Genomic DNA, 16761 nt, shown 5'->3' on the forward strand with positions numbered 1-16761 from the left:
GGGTCAGAGCAGGATCGGCGCGGTCCGCACGGTCCGCTCGCCCGCGCGGACGAGTCCCACGGCGACCCGCACCCGGGTCACCGGGAGGTCCGCGGAGAAACGGCCCAGCTGATCGACGACGGCCGTCGAGGACCGGCCGTCGACGGAGATCTCCACCTCGGCCGCGGCGGCCGGGACGGTCTGCCCGACGAGCCGGCGCCCCTCCGCCCCCGGCACGATCTCGATCTCGATCTCGGTGTCGCCCGCGGCGAACGCGACGGTCCGGGGGCCGGCGACCGACCGGACCTGCAGCTCCTCCTCGTCGACGAGGGAGTCGAAGACGAGGGCGGCCAGCTCGGCGTCGACCGTCCGCCAGGTGAAGAGCGCCTTGGCCGCGGCCGTGACGTCCGAGGGCGCCCGGTGGTCGGCCAGCGCCGCGGCCAGCTCCAGGGCGAGCGCCTCGTCGGCGGGGTCGGCGGCGTCCCCGGAACCCACCGCCGGGTTCCCGGGCTCACTCATCGCAGTCCCCCACGGAGCAGTCCCTCACGGAGCGGTCCCTCACAGAGCGGTCCCTCATAGAGCGGTCCCTCATAGAGCGGTCCCTCATAGAGCGGTCCCTCACGGCTCGTCGTCCGGCAGCAGCGCCCGCAGCCGGGCGAGGCAGCGGGCCCGGGTGGGACCGATGCTCCCCACCGGGATGTCCAGCACCGCTGCGACCTGCGCATACGGCAGCGCCAGCACCACCACCAGCTCCAGCAGCCGCGCACAGCGGTCCGACAGCTGGCCGAAGGCCACCCGCAGCACCCGCGCGCGATCCGACTCCAGCGCCCGCTCCTCGGGGCCCGGTTCCGGGGTGTCCGAGTCGGGCTCCTCCTCGGTGGGCAGCTCCTTGGCCGCCTGCCGGGACACCCGCCACGCCTCGCGGCGCGCGGTCGTCGCCAACCAGCCACCGAGCCGCTCCGGCTCGCGGACCTGGTCGAGCTTCTCGACGAGCCGCAGGAACGTCGCCTGCACGACCTCGCCCGCGTCCGCCCGGCTCAGTCCGGACCGCAGCCCGATCGACCAGACCAGCGACGAGAACGCGTCGACCAGCGCGGCCCATGCGGCCTCGTCGCCCGCCGCGGCACGGCGCACGGTGTCGGCCACCTCGCCCTGCTCCACGCGCGCCCGGCCCTCCCCCACCACGGTCACTCACCGTGGCGGGGATCAACTTAACGGACTCGTCTCTCACGGCACACCCTCTCCCATACCGGTGAAGAGGCGGGGCCGTGACCGCCGATACGCGCGGACGAGGGACATCGTTCACCGCGCGTCAACCCGTTTTCGGCTGTCCGGGTGAGAGGGGTCATCGCTCAGGTGTCCCTCAGCAGGGTCCCGTACCGTCGTGGCCGTGGTCCTGCCCGTGGCTCCCCTCGCGGTGTACCTGTTCCTCTTCCTCTGGTCCGCCGTCCCCTTCGCTCCCGCCGAGCCCGTGCTGCTCGCGGGCGGTGCGGTCGCCGGTGCCGGCGGGCTCTTCCTGCCGCTGGCGATCGCGGCCACCACGCTCGGTTCCCTGGCCAGCGACCTCGCGAAGTACGCGCTCGGACGCAGTGCCGGGACGGCGCTGCTCGGCCGGATCTCGCGGCTGAGGACCGGGGCCCGGGCGGTGCGGTGGCTCGAGGCGCGGATCCTGGCGTCCGGGCCGATGGTGATCGCGCCGTCGTACTTCGTCCCGTGCGGGGTCGTGGTGGCCACGATCCTGTGCGGCGCGCTCCGGCTCCGGCTGCGGGCGGTCGTGCTGGCCTCCGCGGTCGGTGCGCTGATCTGGTCGACGGTCTTCCTCGGCCTCGGCTACCTCGGTGCCACGGTCACCGGGAACCCGTGGTTCGGGCTCGCCCTCGCGGTCCCGGCCGCCCTGGTCATCGGCCTGCTGGCCAAGCGCCGGGTCACGCGCCAGTGCGCCTGCGAGCCCGAGAACCACGAGGAACCCTGCCCCCTCGCCGTCTAGCTCGTGAGTGGCAATAGTCGCTATGGCGACTATTGCCACTCACAGGGGGTCAGCGGCCGAGGATGTCGGTGACGCTCGTGGCGTGCTCGGGGGCGTCGATGTCCAGGATCGCGGCCTCGTCGACCATCGTCGCGTCCACCGCGTGCGGCTGGATGAGGCCGGCGCGGATGTCCTCGGCGAAGTGGCAGGCCACCCGGTGCCCCGGCGCGGCTCCCTCGAGTTGCCGCAGCTCAGGACGCTCCGACGCGCACCGCTCCTTATGACGCCAGGGGCAGCGGGTGTGGAACCGGCAGCCGGCCGGCGGGGCCGCGGGCGACGGCAGGTCGCCCGCCAGCAGGATCCGTTCGCGCTGGTCCTCGGACTCCGGATCCGGCACGGGGACGGCCGAGAGCAGCGCCTTCGTGTACGGGTGCTGCGGATCGGTGTAGAGCTCCGTCGCCGGCGCCTCCTCCACGATCCCGCCCAGGTACATCACGCCCACCCGGTCGCTGACGTGCCGGACGACGGCCAGGTCGTGCGCGATCACCAGGTACGTCAGCCCCAGCTCGCGCTGCAGCCGGGACAGCAGGTTGAGCACCTGGGCCTGCACCGACACGTCCAGCGCGGACACCGGCTCGTCGGCCACGATCAGGTCCGGCTCCACGCACAGCGCCCGCGCGATCCCGATCCGCTGCCGCTGCCCGCCGGAGAACTCGTGCGGGTACCGGCGCAGGGCCCCCTTGGGCAACCCGACGGCGTCGACCAGCTCCTGCAGACGGGCGTGCCCGCCGGTCAGCCCGTGCGCCTTCATCCCCTCGGCCAGCAGCGACTCCACGGACTGCCGCGGATCCAGCGACGACATCGGGTCCTGGAACACCATCTGGAAGCGCCGCCGCTGCCGCCGCAGCTCCTCCCCCTTGAGACCGGCGATGTCCGTCCCGTCGAAACGCACGGCGCCGCGGGTGGGCTCGGTGAGCTTGAGGATCGCCCGTCCCAGGGTCGACTTGCCGCAGCCCGACTCCCCGACCAGCCCGTACGTCTCGCCGCGCTCGATGCTCAGCGACACCCCGTCGACCGCGTAGACGTGCCCCACGGTCCTGTTGATCACCACGCCACGGGTGATCGGAAAGTGGACGGCGAGGTCCTCGACCTCCAGCAGGCTCACTCCGGTCCCTCCGAAACGGGGTTGTGGCAGCGCAGGAACCGCCCGTCGTCGACAGGTTCGGGTGTCACGGACGTGCAGACCTCCAGCGCCCGCGGGCAGCGCGGCGCGAAGGCGCACGCCGAGTCCCACGGCAGGTTGTCGTTGACCGAGCCCCGGATCGCGGCGAGGTCCTCGCCCGGGTCCCCGTCGAGCCGCGGGATCGAGCCGAGCAGCCCGTGCGTGTAGGGATGGCGCGGCGACCGGAACAGCTCGTGCCGCTCCGCCCGCTCCACGATCCGTCCCCCGTAGAGCACGTTGACCCGGTCGCACAGCCCGGCGACGACGCCGAGATCGTGCGTGATCATGACGAGTGCGGTGCCGGTCTCCGCGACGAGCTGTTTGAGCAGGTCGAGGATCTGGGCCTGGATGGTGACGTCGAGGGCGGTCGTCGGCTCGTCGGCGATCAGCAGCCGCGGGGTGCAGGCCAGCGCGATCGCGATCAGCGCGCGCTGCCGCATGCCGCCGGACATCTGGTGCGGGTAGGAGTCGAGCCGCCGGCGTGGGTCCGGGATGCCGACCCGGTCGAGCAGGTCCGCAGCCTCGTTCTCCGCCGCCTTCCGGCTCATCCCGCGGTGCCGCGTGAGCACCTCCGTGACCTGCAGCCCCACCGAGATCACCGGGTTCAGTGAGCTCAGCGGATCCTGGAAGATCATCGAGAGGTCCCGGCCGCGGCGCTCGCGCATCTCCCGGTCCGACAGGGCGAGCAGGTCCTCGCCGTCCATCCGGACCGAGCCCCGCACCCGGTTGCCGCGCTCCGGCAGCAACCGCATGACCGCCAGCGAGGTCACGGACTTGCCGCAGCCCGACTCCCCCACCAGCCCGACGATCTCGCCGGGCTTCACGTCGAAGCTCACCCCGTCGACGGCGAGCGAGTCCGGCTCGCCGCGCCGGGTGAAGGCGACCTTCAGGTCCTCGACCTCGAGGAGCGCACTCATCGCTCTCCCCCGCTGCGCGGGCTCGGCGCTTCGCGCAGGCGCTGCGTCGATGATTCGCTCGCACGCTCGCTCATGGTCAGCGCCGCCCCTTCGGGTCGAGGGCCTCGCGCAGGGCCTCGCCGAGCAGCGTGAACCCGAGCGCGACGAGGATGATCGCCACCGCCGGGTAGAACGCCAGCGCGGGCCGGACGTCGAGGTAGGTCTGGGCGTTGGCGAGCATGAGCCCCCATTCGGCGCGGGCCGGGTCGCCGTCGCCCAGCCCGAGGAAGGACAGCGCGGCGGCGTCGAGGATCGAGGTCGCGAGCGTCAGCGTGGCCTGCACGATGACCGGCCCCATCGCGTTGGGCAGCATGTGCCGCAACACGACCGCGCTCCGCCGCACCCCCAGCGACGTCGCCGCGAGGACGTGGTCGGACTCCCGCTGCGCGAGCATCGAGCCCCGCAGCAGCCGCGCGAACACCGGCACGCTCACCAGCGCGACCGCGATGATCACCGTCGTCTGGCTGGGCTTGGCGGCCAACGCGGCGATGGAGATCGCCAGCAGCAACGAGGGGATGGAGAGCAGGACGTCCGTCACCCGCATGAGAACGGTGTCCACCCACCCGCCGAACGCCCCCGCCAGCGCCCCGATGACCACCCCGAACACGAGCCCGATGAGCGTGGCGACGACGCCGACGATCAGCGTCTGCCGGGACGCGAGGACCATGCGCGAGAAGAAGTCCCGGCCGTTCTGGTCCGAGCCCAGCGGGAAGCCGGGCAGTGCGCCGGGGATGGAGTCCGGCCGCAGCGTGCGCTGCAGGTCCGGGAAGGACTCCGCGCCGTTGTGGGGCGCGATCAGCGGCGCGAAGATCGAGACGAGCACGAACAGCGTGATGATCACGGCCCCGACGATCGCGACGGGGTTGCGCCGCAACCGGACGAAGGCGTCGGCGGACAGGGAGCGCCCGCCGAGGTCGTCGAGCCGCTTCTTCTTCCGATCCAGAACCGTCACCGGACCCTCACCCTCGGGTCGATGATCGCGTACGAGAGGTCCACGAGGAGGTTCACGATCACGTAGACCAGCGCCCCCAGCAGCACCACCGCCTGGAGCCGCGGATAGTCACGTCTCTCGATCGCCTGGGCCAGAAGGGTTCCCAGCCCGCCCCACACGAAGACCTTCTCGGTGAGCACCGCGCCGGCGAGGAGCAGGCCGGTCTGCAGACCGATCGTCGTCGAGACGGGGAGCAGGGCATTGCGCAGCACGTGCCGCTGTCGCACGGTGCCCGGCGCGAGCCCCTTGGAGTTCGCCGTGCGCACGAAGTCGGAGTCGAGGACGTCGAGCACGGAGGCCCGCGTGATCCGGACGATCACGGCGAGCGGGATCGTGGCCAGCGTGATCGCGGGCAGCACGACGTGCACGATGGCGTCCCACGAGGCGTCGAACTCCCTGGTCACGAGCCCGTCGAGCACCGCGAACCCGGTGACGTGGGTGGCGTCGATGCCCACGGCCTGCCGGCCCGAGGGCGGGAACCAACCGAGGTCCACGGCGAACCACTGCTTGAGCAGGTAGCCGAGGAAGAACACGGGGACTGCGACGCCGACCAGCGTCGCGATGACCGTGGAGGTGTCGAGCGGGCGGCCGCGGTAGCGCGCGGCGACGTACCCGAGCGGGATGCCGAGCAGCACCGCGATGAGCAGCGCGGCGACCGACAGCTCGATCGTCGCCGGCAGGGCGCGGGCGATCTCGGCCGTCACCGGGTCGCCGGTGATCAGCGAGTTGCCGAAGTCGCCGGTCAGGGCGCGGCCGAGGAACTTGACGTACTGGACGGGAATGGGCTGGTCGAGCCCGAGGACGGTGTTCAGGGCGGCGATCTTCTCCGGGGTCGCCTTGTCCCCCAGCAGCGCCGCCGCCGGCCCGCCCGGCAGCGAGCGCAGCCAGGCGAACAACAGGATCGACAGCAACAGGAGAGTCGGAACGACCTGAACCAACCGCCGCACCACGAACCGCAGCATGCAGAGGCCTTTCGAGCGCTCCCTGGGCGCGTTATGGATCCATAACGCGCCCAGGGAGGCCGATTCCGCGCGTTATGGATCCATAACGCGGACGACGGTGGTTACGACTGCGTCTTGCTCACCGTGTTGAAGCGCTCGTCGGTCAGGGGGCTGGGGACCAGGCCCTGGATGTTCTTGGAGACGACGATCGCGGGCGGGCTGCTGCTGATCGGCACCGCGGGCAGGTACTTGGCCATGAGATCCCGGCTGGCCTGCTCGTATGCCGCCTTGTGCTTCGCCTGGTCCGGCTCGGCGTCCGCCGCGTTGATCTCGGCGTACATCGCCGGGTCCTCCGCGCCGAACTCCGCCTTCTGCCGGCCGAAGAACGTGCCGATGAAGTTGCCGGCGTCGTTGTAGTCGCCGGTCCAGCCGAGCAGGTGGAGGTCCTGCTTGCCGGCGGTCTGGACGTCGTCCTTGAAGCCGCCGTTCCAGGGCCGCGGCACCGGGTTGACCGTGATCCCGGCCTGCTTCAGGTTCTCCGAGATCAGCTGGAAGATGTCGGTCGGGTTCGGCATGTACGGCCGGGTGACCTCGGTCGGGTAGTAGAAGTTGAGCGTCAGGTTGCTCGCGCCGGCGTCGGCAAGGAGCTGCTTGGCCTTGGCCGGGTCGTACGGGTACTGCTGCACGTCGGCGGCGTACCCGGCGACCGTCTTGGGCATGAACTGCGTGGCGACCTCGGCGCCCTCGGGCAGCTTGGTCTGCACGAGCGCCTTCCGGTCGATCGCGTAGGCGAGCGCCTGGCGCACCCGGATGTCCTTGAGCGCCGGGTTGTTCTTGGTGTTGATGCCCATGTAGAGGACGTTGAACGGCTGCCGGATCAGTACCTGCTGGCCCGCGCTCTTCAGCGAGTTGTAGTCCGCGGGCGACGGGTAGTCGTACCCGTCGATCGTGCCGGCGGCGAGCTCCTGCTTGCGCGCGTTCTCGTCCGGAATGATCTTGAAGACGAGCTTGTCGAGCTTGGCCTTCTCACCCCAGTAGTCGTCGTTGCGGACGAGGGTGATCGTGTTGGCCGTCTTGTCGTAGCTCTCGAACTTGAACGCGCCGGTCCCGGTCGGATGCGCCGTAGCGTACGCCGGGTAGGAGAACGAGTCGCCGGACTGGGTGACGTTGTCCGCGTCGTACTGCTTGAGCGCGGTGGGGCTCGAGATCGACAGGCTGGTGAGGCCGAACGCGGCCGGGAACGCTCCCTTGTACTTCGTCAGGGAGATCGTGGCCTTGTCCCCGTTGGCCTGACAGCCGGAGTAGATCCCGTCCTTGCCCTTGAAGCCCTCGAAGACGTCCGCGTAATAGATCATGTTGCTCTGCGCGGCCTCGCTGGACATGTTCGACCAACGATCGAAGTTGAAGCAGACCGCGGCCGCGTCGAACGGGGTCCCGTCCGAGAACTTCACGCCCTGGCGCAGCGTGAACGTCCACTGCTTGCCGTCGGGCGTCGACTCCCAGGCCGTCGCGAGGCCGGGCGCGAGGTCGGTCGTCCCCGCCTTGTAGGTGATCAGCGTGTCGTACATCTGACGGATCGGGCGGAAACTCTCGCCGTCGTCGTTGAAAATCGGATCGAAGTTCTTCGGAGCGCCGGCGGCGCCGAAGACCATCGTCCCGCCGGTCGCGCCGGCCTGCGTGCCGCCGGTACCTCTGTCGGAGGTGGCGCAGGCAGCGAGCGAGACGGCGAGCGCGCCAGCGGCGATGGTGGCGAGCAGACGTCGTGTGGTGGGCATTCGGATGACACCTCGAGGTCGTCGGGGTTCAGCGATGCCGCGAGACGTTAGTCACTACCGCTACCCGCCGGTAGCTTCTCGCATCACGTTTGAGTGACGCTTACCTCAAGTGAGTCTTAAATGCCCAAGAAGGACGTAACCTGCGCCCCGCCTGTCACGAGACGGACAAGTCGGACGCTGGTCCGGTCGAGCGACCTCAACCGTCCGGGAAGTCGAACTCGCCGCCTCGCACACCGACCAAGAAGGCGCTCCACTCCTCGCGGGAGAATCGGAGTGACTGATCGGGTTCCGTGCTGTTGCGTATTCTGATCATGCCGTCAGAGGTACGCGTTACCTCGACACACGAGCCCATCGAGCACGCGCTGCTGCGCACGTACACCGGCCCTGGTTCCGCACTCATCAATCACCCTCCGACCCCATGGTGCATCACGAGGCCGGAGGGCGGTAGAGCTACTCGACGAAGGCGTGATCGTCAGATATCGAACTCGCCGTTCTTGACACCTGCGACGAATGCGGTCCACTCGGCAGGCGTGAAAGCGAGCGCACCGGTGCCGGGCGACTTGGAATCCCTGACCTCGACCCCGGACCCCGTATAGCGCGCTTCGACACATTGCCCCATGGAGCAGAAGCTGCTTCGGGTGAACTCGGACGGCAGCACGGGCTCCACGGCGACAGAGGGGCCGAGGTAAGGGGTCATCACTGCGGCATCCAACCATCGTGATTGCCGACAGGCCAGGCACAGTCACACTGTCGGGGCGGCATTTCGGTAACGACGCCCCTCCTCGCTGCGAGCGGCGCATCGGACACGACGGTTGACGGCCCCTTCGCGACGAACGGCGGGAGCTCGCCCCGGACCTACAGTGTGGACAGCGTTCTCTCCAGCTCAGAGTATGTCTCGGTCGACGTGAGAGCAACCTGTCTGGTGTCCTCGAACACCGCCTTGTACGTCTCCACACCGAAATCACCGTCCAGGTAGGACACCCCGGCGTGCGACTCGACCACGACGACGTCCTGATCCCTGGAGTCGGCGAACTCGATCACCGCGAACGAGCCCTGGGTCGCCCTCATGAACCCGGCGTCGAACGGCAGGAGGCCCACCTCCACGTTGCTCCGTTCCATTTCCCGAAGGACGAACTCGATCTGCCGACGGGCCAGCTCCCGGTGCCCGCGCACCAACCTCACGAGAACCGATTCGTCGATCACCTGATAGAGCTCGAGAGGCGACTCGGATCGCGACAGGGACTCCTGTCGACGGCTCCTGAATTCGAGCAGCTGAGCCATTTCACCGGCATCGAGATGCGCGGCGGCGCGCTCGAGAATGAGCCGGGCATAGTCCGGGCACTGGAGAAGTCCGTGGAAGACCGCACCGTCGAAGCACGTGATACGCGTTGCGTCGAACTCCAACGCGGCGTAGCGATCGGCCCCGTCGAGCACGAACGGCTCGGAGGTGAGTATCGGCGTGTACTGCTGCCACCAGCCGGCGGTCGCGCCCGCCCGCGCCAGCCGAAGGAGGCGATCGAGACTGGCCTCGGCCTTGTAGAGCCGGACCAGGTCACGGATGTCCCGTTGCTTCGGCAGACCCTTGCCCGTCTCGAGACGACTCACCTTCGAACTCGAGCACTCCAGGGCGTCGGCCGCCTGATCGAGCGTCAGACCGGCGTCGTCTCGCAACTGCTTCAATTCGTTGCCGAGCCTCCGCCGCGACACTGCCGGACCTTGTGCCATTACCCGGTCATCCCCTTGTGCAATTGCATGAGGCCGTTGCATCATCATTGCGCACTGCGACGGAGAGGTGACCGCCTGTCGGTCGCAGTACACCGGCACGTCGCCAGGAACTGGGCGCCCTCGTCAGGGCGTCGGGAACCGGAACGGGTCCGCTCGTCTCCTCGGACAGCGCCCGAACGTAGCCCCTGAAATTGCATGGTGCAAGACCATTGGCTCTGGGCGTGTCGCGGTGCTCCCGCGTCCCGCCGGGAAAGGGGGCCGCATGACCACGGGGTGGATCGTCGTCCTGGGCCTCGCGGCGCTGCTGACCCTCGGGGTCGCGATCGGCCGCCTCCAGGCGCACGCGCACCGGCAGGCCTGGCGGTCGATCATCGGCGAGACGCCGCCGGTCGAGCCGCGCGCCCGGACGGGCGAAAGGCCTTGCGCCACTTGCCGCGTCCTCACCGGCGCCCTCGACGATCACGTCCACAGGGAGCACTGAGCGCCCCTCGTCACACAGCGAAGTTTGACGAAGATTTGAGCTTTTGCAATTGCATGACGGGATCGCATCCCCGACACTGAAGGCGCGAGACCCCAGTGGATCGCATCACCTCCACCCGGGGTCCCAGGGAGAGGAGGGCGCCCGTGACCAGCACGAACGGCAGCCGCCCCCGCCCGACCCGGCCCGCGCCGAGCGGGCCCACGAAGCGTCCGGCAGTCGCCGGAGAGTCATCGATCGAAGGGTGGGTTCCACGATGAAGTCCGTCAGAGCAGTGCAGGTCGAGACCGGGTCCCGGTCCAGCAAGGTCGCCCGTCGTCTCTCGGGGAGGTGGTCGCCGTGACCGTCGTCGTTCTCGTTCTGGTCGGACTGGGTGTCCTGGCCGTCATCGGGATCGTCGTCGGCGTCACGGACGCCGCGCAGTCCCGGGCATGGCGGCGGGTCGCTGCCGAACGCCGCCGGAACTGGGAGGCCCGACAGGCGGTCACCAGCCGCCCCGTCGACTCCTGGGGCGACGAGGACAGTGACTGACCGCGCAGAACCGGGGGGTTCCTGCGCACCGGACCCACCCGGTCCACCGGAGGGAGAGGAACCATGAATGCCGTGGTCGTGGCCGTCGGGCTCGCGGGGCTGATCGCCCTGTCGATCGCCGTCGGAGCCGGGATCGCCCGCGGCGAGGCGGAGAAGGAGCGGGAGCGGCTGCGGGCGGTCGAATGGGACCTGTGGCTGCGTGAGCACGAGATCGTGTCCGCCGCGGAGCTCGGAGGATGCCCGTGCTGCGCGCTCCTGCGGGCGCGGGCCGACCTGCAGTCTCCGCCACCGCAGGTGTGAGAACAGCCGGGAACGCGGCGCGACCGCGTTCCCGGCCTCCCTCGTGACCGGCACACCGATGAGTCCGGGCCGGGGCGACGGTCTTCCCCGCGACCCCTTCGAAGGAGGCCCCATGCCCACTCTCGACGTCCCCGGTGCCCGGCTGTTCTACGAGGTCCGCGGCTCCGGGCCGGTTCTGGTCGTCGTCGGCTCGCCGATGTCGGCCAGGTACTTCGCGCCGCTCGCCGAGGCGCTGGCCGCGCACCACACCGTGATCACCACGGATCCCCGCGGCATCGCGGCCAGCCCGATCGACGACCCGACGCTCGACGTCCCCGTCGACCAGCGGGCCGACGACCTCGTCCGGATCCTGGACGCCGTCGGCGCCGCGAGCGCGGACGTCTTCGGCTCCAGCGGCGGTGCGATCACCGGGCTGTCGCTCGTCGCCCACCACGGCGACCGGGTGCGCGCGCTGGTGGCGCACGAGCCGCCCGTCATGACCCTGCTCCCCGATGCCGACGAGCAGCTGGCCGCGGCCCGGGAGATCGTGGCGACCTTCCACTCCGACGGGGCCGAGGCCGCGTTCGGCAGGTTCATGGTGCAGGCGGGATTCGTCGGCGAGGACTCCGGCGCGCCCACCGAGCCGATGCCCGGGCCGCCACCCACGGAGCAGGACATGCTCGACGGCGCCCGCTTCCTCGAGCACGACCTGCTGGTGACGACCGGCTACCGACCCGACCTCGAGGCGCTGCGGGCCGCCCCGAGCCGGATCCTGCTCGGGCTCGGCGAGGGCTCCGCCCACCTCGTCACCCAGCGGACGACGACCGTGCTCGCCGAGGCGCTCGGGCTCGAGCCGACAATGTTCCCCGGCGACCACGGAGGCTTCCTCGACGACCCCGCCGGCTTCGCGGACGCGCTGGCGAAGCAGCTCAGCTGAGGACGCGGCGGCCTGCGAGGGCGCGGCCGAGGGTCATCTCGTCCGCGAACTCCAGGTCGCCGCCCATCGGCAGGCCGGACGCCAGGCGCGTCACGGACAGGCCGGGGAAGTCCTTCAGCAGCCGGACCAGGTAGGTCGCGGTCGCCTCGCCCTCGGTGTTCGGGTCCGTCGCGATGATGACCTCGCTGATGTCCGTCTCGTCGCTCGCGGGGCCGGTCCCGCCGAGGCGGGCGAGCAGCTCACGGATGCGCAGCGAGTCCGGGCCGATGCCGCCGAGCGGATCGAGGGCGCCGCCGAGGACGTGGTAGCGGCCCTTGAACTCGCGCGTGCGCTCCACGGCGAGGACGTCCTTGGGCTCCTCGACCACGCAGACGACCGTCGGATCGCGACGCGCGTCCGCGCAGTAGCGGCAGCGCTCGTTCTCCGAGACGTTGCCGCAGACGTCGCAGAACTGCACGCCCTCCTTCACCTTCTGCAGGACCTCCTGCAGCCGGGTGACATCCGCGGGCTCGGCAGCCAGCAGGTGGAAGGCAATGCGCTGCGCGCTCTTCGGACCGACGCCGGGCAGCCGGCCGAGCTCGTCGATCAGGTCCTGGACCGGTCCTTCGAACACGTCAGGCGCCGGGAAGCCCGAACCCGCCGCCGAGGTCCCCCAGACCGCCGGCGAGCGGGCCCATCTTCTGCGCCTGCAGCTCCTGTGCGGCGCGCGCCGCGTCCTGGATCGCGCCGACGACCAGGTCCTGGAGGGTCTCGACGTCCTCCGGGTCCACGATCTTGGGATCGATCGTCACGGAGAGGATCTCGCCCGCCGCCGTCTGCGTGACCTGGACCAGCCCGTTCCCGGCCTGCCCCGTCACCTCTGCCTCGGCGAGCTCCTGCTGTGCGGCCATGAGCTGTTCCTGCATCTTCTGCGCCTGCTGCAGGATCATCGACATGTCCGGCTGACCACCCGGTTGCACCACAACACTCCTCGCCGTGTCGACGTCTCCCGACCAGCGTAGCCGTGTCAGGCTGGGGGTCGTGCCCGCCCCGCTCCGCGTCCTCGTCCCGTCGGTCCTCGCCGCCGGGCTGGTACTCGTGGCCTGCTCGGGGGCGACGAGCGGGACGCCGGTGCCGGCGAGCACCACGACCCCGCCACCCGTCGTGACCTCGGCGGCGGCGGCCGCGACCCCCGCTCCGGCCACCACGACCCCCGCCCGGCCGCTGAGCGGGCGCATCGTCGTCCTCGACCCGGGCCACAACGGCGGCAACGCCGGCGACAAGGCCGCCATCAACCGCCAGGTACCCGACGGCCGGGGTGGCACCAAGCCCTGCAACAGCACCGGCACCGCGACCGACGCCGGGTACTCCGAGCACGCGTTCAACTGGGACCTGGCGCAGCGGATCCGCACCTCGCTGCAGGCACAGGGCGCCACGGTCGTGATGACCCGGGACTCGGACACCGGCGTCGGCCCCTGTGTCGACGTGCGGGGGGCGGCCGGGCAGAAGGCGCACGCGGACCTGATGGTGTCGCTCCACGCGGACGGATCGGCGGCGGCCAACAGCGGGTTCCACGTGGCGTACTCGTCCCCGCCGCTCAACCCCGCCCAGTCCGGTCCCGCCCTCGACCTGGCCAAGGACCTGCGGGACGCGCTGCGCGGCGCCGGGTTCGCGCTCTCGGACTACATCGGCCACGACGGCCTCTCGCCCCGGTCCGACCTGGGCGGGCTCAACCTCGCGACGGTCCCGACGGCACTGGTGGAGTGCGCGAACATGCGCAACGCCAAGGAGGCCGCGGTGGTCTCCTCGGCGGACGGGCGGCAGAAGTACGCCGACGCGATCACCGCCGGGATCGGCACCTACCTCGCTTCCTCCCCGCGGTAGGACCCGCCTGCCGGTCTGCGACGAGGAGCAGCAGGCCTGCGGTGCAGGCGCCGCTCCGGAGCGGCTGAGATCCCGCGGATCGATGGAGATCGCCGCCCATGATCACCGAGAATGCGGATCCGAGGCCGCTGGAGGCCGGAATCGCGCACTCTCGACGATCAGGTCAGCGCTGTTCGAAGGCCTTCGCGCCGAGCTCGGCGGTGAGCAGCTCGATCGCCACTTCCTCGGGGTCCCGGCGGACCGACCGCTCCGCGCGGGAGGCGTCCGCCTCGGCGATCATCGCCTCCTCGTCGTCCGGCGGGGGCTCGTCCGAGGGAGGCTCGGGCGGGAGCGGGACGCCCTCGTCCGGAGCGGGTCGCCGCCCCGCCGAGGGCCGCTGGTAGCCGCGCGGCTGCTCCGCGGCCCCGCGCTGGGGCTCGGGCCGCTGGTAGGCGGGGCGCTGCGGCGGCTGACGCTGAGGCTCGGCGGTCGGCTGCTCCGGGCTGCGCTGCGGCCGGCCCGACTGTTCCTGCTGTTCCGGAGCCTGGTGTTCCCCGCTCTCGTCCCGCGGCTCCGGACGCGAGTACCCCTGGGCCTGCTCCGGCTGCCCTGCCGGGGCCTCCCGGCGGGACGGGCGCTGCGGCGACGTGCGGGGGGGCTGCCTCGGCGCGGCCTGGGCGGGCGGGGGGCCTCCGTCGCCGGTCTCGACCCGGATGCGCCACTGGACGCCGAGGACGGCGTGCAGGGCGGCGCTGATCACGTCCGTGTTGCGGGACTCCGAGAGCCGCCGGGCCAGGGGCGGGGAGCCGATGCTGAGCACCAGCGTGTCCCCCTCCACGGCACGGACGGTGGCGTTGACCATCAGCGCCTCGGTGCTGCGGCTGCGCTCGCGGGCCGCCGCGAGGATCTCCGACCAGACCCGGCGCACGGCCCCGGCGTCGAGACCCGAGGCCACGGGCTCCTGAGCGACGGGCTCCTGAGCGACGGGCTCCTGAGCGACGGGCTCCTGGACGGCGGACGGCTCCTCGGCTGCGGGCTCCGCCCGGCCGGGTTCGGGGGCCGCTGGAACAGTGGGCTCGGCGGAAGCAGTGGGCTCCGCGTGAGCACTGGGCTCCGCGGCGACGGGCTCCACGACCGGGACAGGGCGGTCGGATGCCGGCCCGTCCCCCGCAGCACCGGGCTCCTCCGCGGGCGACGTGTCCTCGACGGTCTCGGCCGGGACCGGGCCGGCCGGGGCCCCCAACGCGGTCGACCGGTCGGTTCCGGTCCCCGCGACCTGGTCCGCGGTGTCGGGCGACGGGGCGGACGGCTCGGGTGTGGGCTCCCGATCGGCGGACGACCGGTGCAATGCCGACGGCTCGGCCGCCGGCACGTTCTCCGCAGAAGGCGAAGGCTCGGCGACCGGCGTGGGCTCGGCGACCGAGGCAGACTCGCCGACCGAGGCAGGCTCGCCGACCCCTGCAGGGTCGTCTGCCACTACGGATTCGCCGACCCTTGAAGGCCCCTCGGCCGCTGCAGTTCCGACGGCCGCTGCAGTTCCGACGGCCGGTGCAGTTTCGACGGCCGGTGCGGATCCGACGGCTGGTGCGGGTTCGACCGGCGGCACGGGCTCAACGACCGGCGCAGACTCGACGGCGGCAGTCTCGACGACCGAGGCAGGCTCGACGGCGACAGACTCGGCGGCCGCTGCGGCCGCGGCCCCGGCATCGGCGGTGCGTTCCGGCTCCACCGGTACCGCAGTCGGCTCCGGCCCGACCGGGGCCGGCGGCTCCACCCGACGACTCGCGGTGTCCGCGCCGGAGGCGGGAGCCGGGCGATCGGGGGCAGCCCGCTGCGAGGGCCGGACGAACTTCGAGCCCGCCGGTGCTCCGGCAGCCGCCGCGGGAGCCCCCCGCTCCGGACCACCGGCCGGTGCCCCCGACGGCTCGACGGCCGGGCCGGGGGCGATCGCGTTCCGCCGCTCGATCCGTTCCAGGCGCTCGAGGAGCCCCGCGTCCGAGGTCGTGGCGGCGGGCAGCAGCATCCGCGCGCACAGCAGCTCCAGGAGCAGCCGCGGCGCCGTGGCGCCCCGCATCTCCGTGAGCCCCGCATGGACGATCTCGGCGTACCGGGTCAGCGTGGCCGGCCCGAGGCGGGCCGCCTGGTCGAGCATCCGGGTCAGCTCGTCGTCCGCCGCCTCGACCAGGCCCTGGCTCGCCGCCTCGGGGACCGCCTGGACCAGCATCAGGTCCCGCAGCCGCTGCAACAGGTCCGCGGCGAAGCGCCGGGGATCGTGTCCGGCCTCCACCAGCCGGTCCACGGCCTGGTAGACCGCCGCGCCGTCGCCCGCGCCGAGCGCGTCGACGACGTCGTCGATCAGGGCGACGTCCGTGACCCCGAGCAGCGCCATCGCCCGCTCGTACGTGACTCCCTCGGGCCCGGCCCCGGCGAGCAGCTGGTCCATGACCGACAGCGTGTCGCGCGCCGATCCGCCTCCGGCCCGGATGACCAGCGGGTACACGGCGGGCTCGACCCGCACGCCCTCGTCGTCGCAGATCTTCTCCAGCAGCGCGCGCAGCGTGCCGGGGGGGATCAGCCGGAACGGGTAGTGGTGGGTGCGCGACCGGATCGTGGGCAGGACCTTGTCCGGCTCGGTGGTCGCGAAGATGAAGACGAGGTGCTCCGGCGGCTCCTCGACGATCTTGAGCAGGGCGTTGAAGCCCTGCGTGGTGACCATGTGCGCCTCGTCGACGATGAACACGCGGTAGCGGCTCTCGGCGGGCGCGTAGAAGGCCCGGTCCCGGAGCTCGCGCGCATCGTCCACGCCACCGTGCGACGCCGCGTCGAGCTCGACGACGTCGATGTTCCCGGGCCCCTCGGGCGCGAGCGCGACACAGGACGAACAGACCCCGCAGGGATCGGGCGTGGGCCCCTCGACGCAGTTCAGCGACCGCGCCAGGATCCGCGCGGACGACGTCTTCCCGCAGCCCCGAGGCCCGGAGAACAGGTACGCGTGGTTGATCCGGCCGGCCGTCAACGCGACGCCCAACGGTTCGGTGACGTGCTCCTGCCCCACCACCTCGGCGAACTTCGCCGGGCGGTACTTGCGGTAGAGAGCGAGTGCCACGGGCCGAGGCTACCGACCGCCACCGACAAGACG

General features: G+C 71.5%; 18 protein-coding genes and 1 pseudogene. 6 read left to right on the plus strand and 13 right to left on the minus strand.

The annotated features are described in order from the left end of the window. Positions 1-3: 3 nt before the first annotated feature. Both ABD324_RS29595 and ABD324_RS29600 read right to left on the minus strand, forming a co-directional pair. Entirely contained in the window at positions 4-498 is a 495-nt protein-coding gene (locus ABD324_RS29595) for a hypothetical protein (protein WP_344424470.1), read from the minus strand. A 99-nt stretch (positions 499-597) separates the two neighbouring features. Then, positions 598-1164, minus strand: a complete 567-nt coding sequence (locus ABD324_RS29600; protein ID WP_344424473.1) for an RNA polymerase sigma factor — start codon at positions 1162-1164, stop codon at positions 598-600. Positions 1165-1369: 205 nt separating this feature from the next. Here ABD324_RS29600 and ABD324_RS29605 point away from each other — a divergent pair, with 205 nt between their 5' ends. Then, positions 1370-1966: a DedA family protein gene (locus ABD324_RS29605; RefSeq protein WP_344424476.1), complete on the plus strand. Its 597-nt coding sequence runs from the start codon at positions 1370-1372 to the stop codon at positions 1964-1966. 49 nt (positions 1967-2015) lie between these two features. Here ABD324_RS29605 and ABD324_RS29610 read toward each other — a convergent pair whose 3' ends face one another. From ABD324_RS29610 to ABD324_RS29645, 8 genes are all read right to left on the minus strand, one after another. Then, positions 2016-3110: an ABC transporter ATP-binding protein gene (locus ABD324_RS29610; protein WP_344424479.1), complete on the minus strand. Its 1095-nt coding sequence runs from the start codon at positions 3108-3110 to the stop codon at positions 2016-2018. After that, positions 3107-4084, minus strand: coding sequence for an ABC transporter ATP-binding protein (locus ABD324_RS29615; protein WP_344424483.1), 978 nt, complete (start codon positions 4082-4084; stop codon positions 3107-3109). Before ABD324_RS29615 ends, ABD324_RS29610 begins: the two co-directional genes overlap by 4 nt. 76 nt (positions 4085-4160) lie before the next feature. Continuing rightward, a complete protein-coding gene (locus tag ABD324_RS29620) occupies positions 4161-5075 on the minus strand; it encodes an ABC transporter permease (protein WP_344424486.1) in 915 nt (304 codons plus the stop codon). Continuing rightward, complete coding sequence (locus ABD324_RS29625) at positions 5072-6076, minus strand: ABC transporter permease (protein ID WP_344424489.1); 1005 nt, start codon at positions 6074-6076, stop codon at positions 5072-5074. The genes ABD324_RS29620 and ABD324_RS29625 overlap by 4 nt, the downstream gene beginning before the upstream one ends. Positions 6077-6177: 101 nt before the next feature. Further along, on the minus strand, positions 6178-7830 hold the full coding sequence (locus ABD324_RS29630) for an ABC transporter substrate-binding protein (RefSeq protein ID WP_344424492.1): 1653 nt from the start codon (positions 7828-7830) through the stop codon (positions 6178-6180). A gap of 196 nt (positions 7831-8026) precedes the next feature. Next, positions 8027-8230: a DUF397 domain-containing protein gene (locus ABD324_RS29635; protein WP_344424495.1), complete on the minus strand. Its 204-nt coding sequence runs from the start codon at positions 8228-8230 to the stop codon at positions 8027-8029. Between the two features lie 72 nt (positions 8231-8302). Beyond that, positions 8303-8497: a DUF397 domain-containing protein gene (locus ABD324_RS29640; RefSeq protein WP_425565935.1), complete on the minus strand. Its 195-nt coding sequence runs from the start codon at positions 8495-8497 to the stop codon at positions 8303-8305. 188 nt (positions 8498-8685) lie between these two features. After that, positions 8686-9537, minus strand: a complete 852-nt coding sequence (locus ABD324_RS29645; RefSeq protein WP_344424498.1) for a helix-turn-helix domain-containing protein — start codon at positions 9535-9537, stop codon at positions 8686-8688. Between the two features lie 280 nt (positions 9538-9817). Here ABD324_RS29645 and ABD324_RS29650 point away from each other — a divergent pair, with 280 nt between their 5' ends. From ABD324_RS29650 to ABD324_RS29665, 4 genes are all read left to right on the plus strand, one after another. After that, positions 9818-10036 (plus strand): hypothetical protein, encoded by a 219-nt coding sequence (locus ABD324_RS29650; RefSeq protein WP_344424501.1) that lies wholly within the window; start codon positions 9818-9820, stop codon positions 10034-10036. A 336-nt stretch (positions 10037-10372) separates the two neighbouring features. Further along, on the plus strand, positions 10373-10564 hold the full coding sequence (locus ABD324_RS29655) for a hypothetical protein (protein ID WP_344424504.1): 192 nt from the start codon (positions 10373-10375) through the stop codon (positions 10562-10564). Between the two features lie 63 nt (positions 10565-10627). Next, the gene (locus ABD324_RS29660; protein WP_344424507.1) at positions 10628-10864 is read left to right on the plus strand and encodes a hypothetical protein; all 237 of its coding nucleotides are present in this window, start codon (positions 10628-10630) and stop codon (positions 10862-10864) included. Positions 10865-10976: 112 nt separating this feature from the next. Further along, on the plus strand, positions 10977-11780 hold the full coding sequence (locus tag ABD324_RS29665; protein ID WP_344424510.1) for an alpha/beta fold hydrolase: 804 nt from the start codon (positions 10977-10979) through the stop codon (positions 11778-11780). On the opposite strand, the gene recR is transcribed toward ABD324_RS29665, so the two are convergent. Together recR and ABD324_RS29675 are read right to left on the minus strand one after the other, a co-directional pair. Further along, positions 11773-12393 carry a recombination mediator RecR gene (gene recR, locus ABD324_RS29670; protein ID WP_344424513.1) on the minus strand — a complete coding sequence of 207 codons (621 nt, stop codon included), beginning with the start codon at positions 12391-12393 and terminating at the stop codon, positions 11773-11775. The two genes, ABD324_RS29665 and recR, sit on opposite strands and share 8 nt — an antisense overlap. Before the next feature lies 1 nt (position 12394). Continuing rightward, a complete protein-coding gene (locus ABD324_RS29675) occupies positions 12395-12742 on the minus strand; it encodes a YbaB/EbfC family nucleoid-associated protein (protein WP_344424516.1) in 348 nt (115 codons plus the stop codon). Between the two features lie 58 nt (positions 12743-12800). Here ABD324_RS29675 and ABD324_RS29680 point away from each other — a divergent pair, with 58 nt between their 5' ends. Then, a complete protein-coding gene (locus ABD324_RS29680; RefSeq protein WP_344424519.1) occupies positions 12801-13643 on the plus strand; it encodes an N-acetylmuramoyl-L-alanine amidase in 843 nt (280 codons plus the stop codon). A 1333-nt stretch (positions 13644-14976) separates the two neighbouring features. On the opposite strand, the pseudogene ABD324_RS37405 reads toward ABD324_RS29680, so the two are convergent. After that, a pseudogene (locus tag ABD324_RS37405) lies at positions 14977-16728 on the minus strand (DNA polymerase III subunit gamma and tau); the annotation flags it as partial. Positions 16729-16761: the final 33 nt, after the last annotated feature.

The sequence above is a fragment of the Pseudonocardia ailaonensis genome (assembly GCF_039531635.1).
Classification (GTDB): Bacteria; Actinomycetota; Actinomycetes; order Mycobacteriales; family Pseudonocardiaceae; genus Pseudonocardia; species Pseudonocardia ailaonensis.

Bases quoted from the DNA above. Each gene is read 5' to 3' on its own strand.
- ABD324_RS29595 (WP_344424470.1), bottom strand. From the start codon at position 498: ATGAGTGAGCCCGGGAACCCGGCGGTGGGTTCCGGGGACGCCGCCGAC.
- ABD324_RS29615 (WP_344424483.1), bottom strand. From the start codon at position 4,084: ATGAGTGCGCTCCTCGAGGTCGAGGACCTGAAGGTCGCCTTCACCCGG.
- ABD324_RS29625 (WP_344424489.1), bottom strand. From the start codon at position 6,076: ATGCTGCGGTTCGTGGTGCGGCGGTTGGTTCAGGTCGTTCCGACTCTC.
- ABD324_RS29630 (WP_344424492.1), bottom strand. From the start codon at position 7,830: ATGCCCACCACACGACGTCTGCTCGCCACCATCGCCGCTGGCGCGCTC.
- ABD324_RS29635 (WP_344424495.1), bottom strand. From the start codon at position 8,230: ATGAGTGCGGAACCAGGGCCGGTGTACGTGCGCAGCAGCGCGTGCTCG.
- ABD324_RS29650 (WP_344424501.1), top strand. From the start codon at position 9,818: ATGACCACGGGGTGGATCGTCGTCCTGGGCCTCGCGGCGCTGCTGACC.
- ABD324_RS29660 (WP_344424507.1), top strand. From the start codon at position 10,628: ATGAATGCCGTGGTCGTGGCCGTCGGGCTCGCGGGGCTGATCGCCCTG.
- ABD324_RS29665 (WP_344424510.1), top strand. From the start codon at position 10,977: ATGCCCACTCTCGACGTCCCCGGTGCCCGGCTGTTCTACGAGGTCCGC.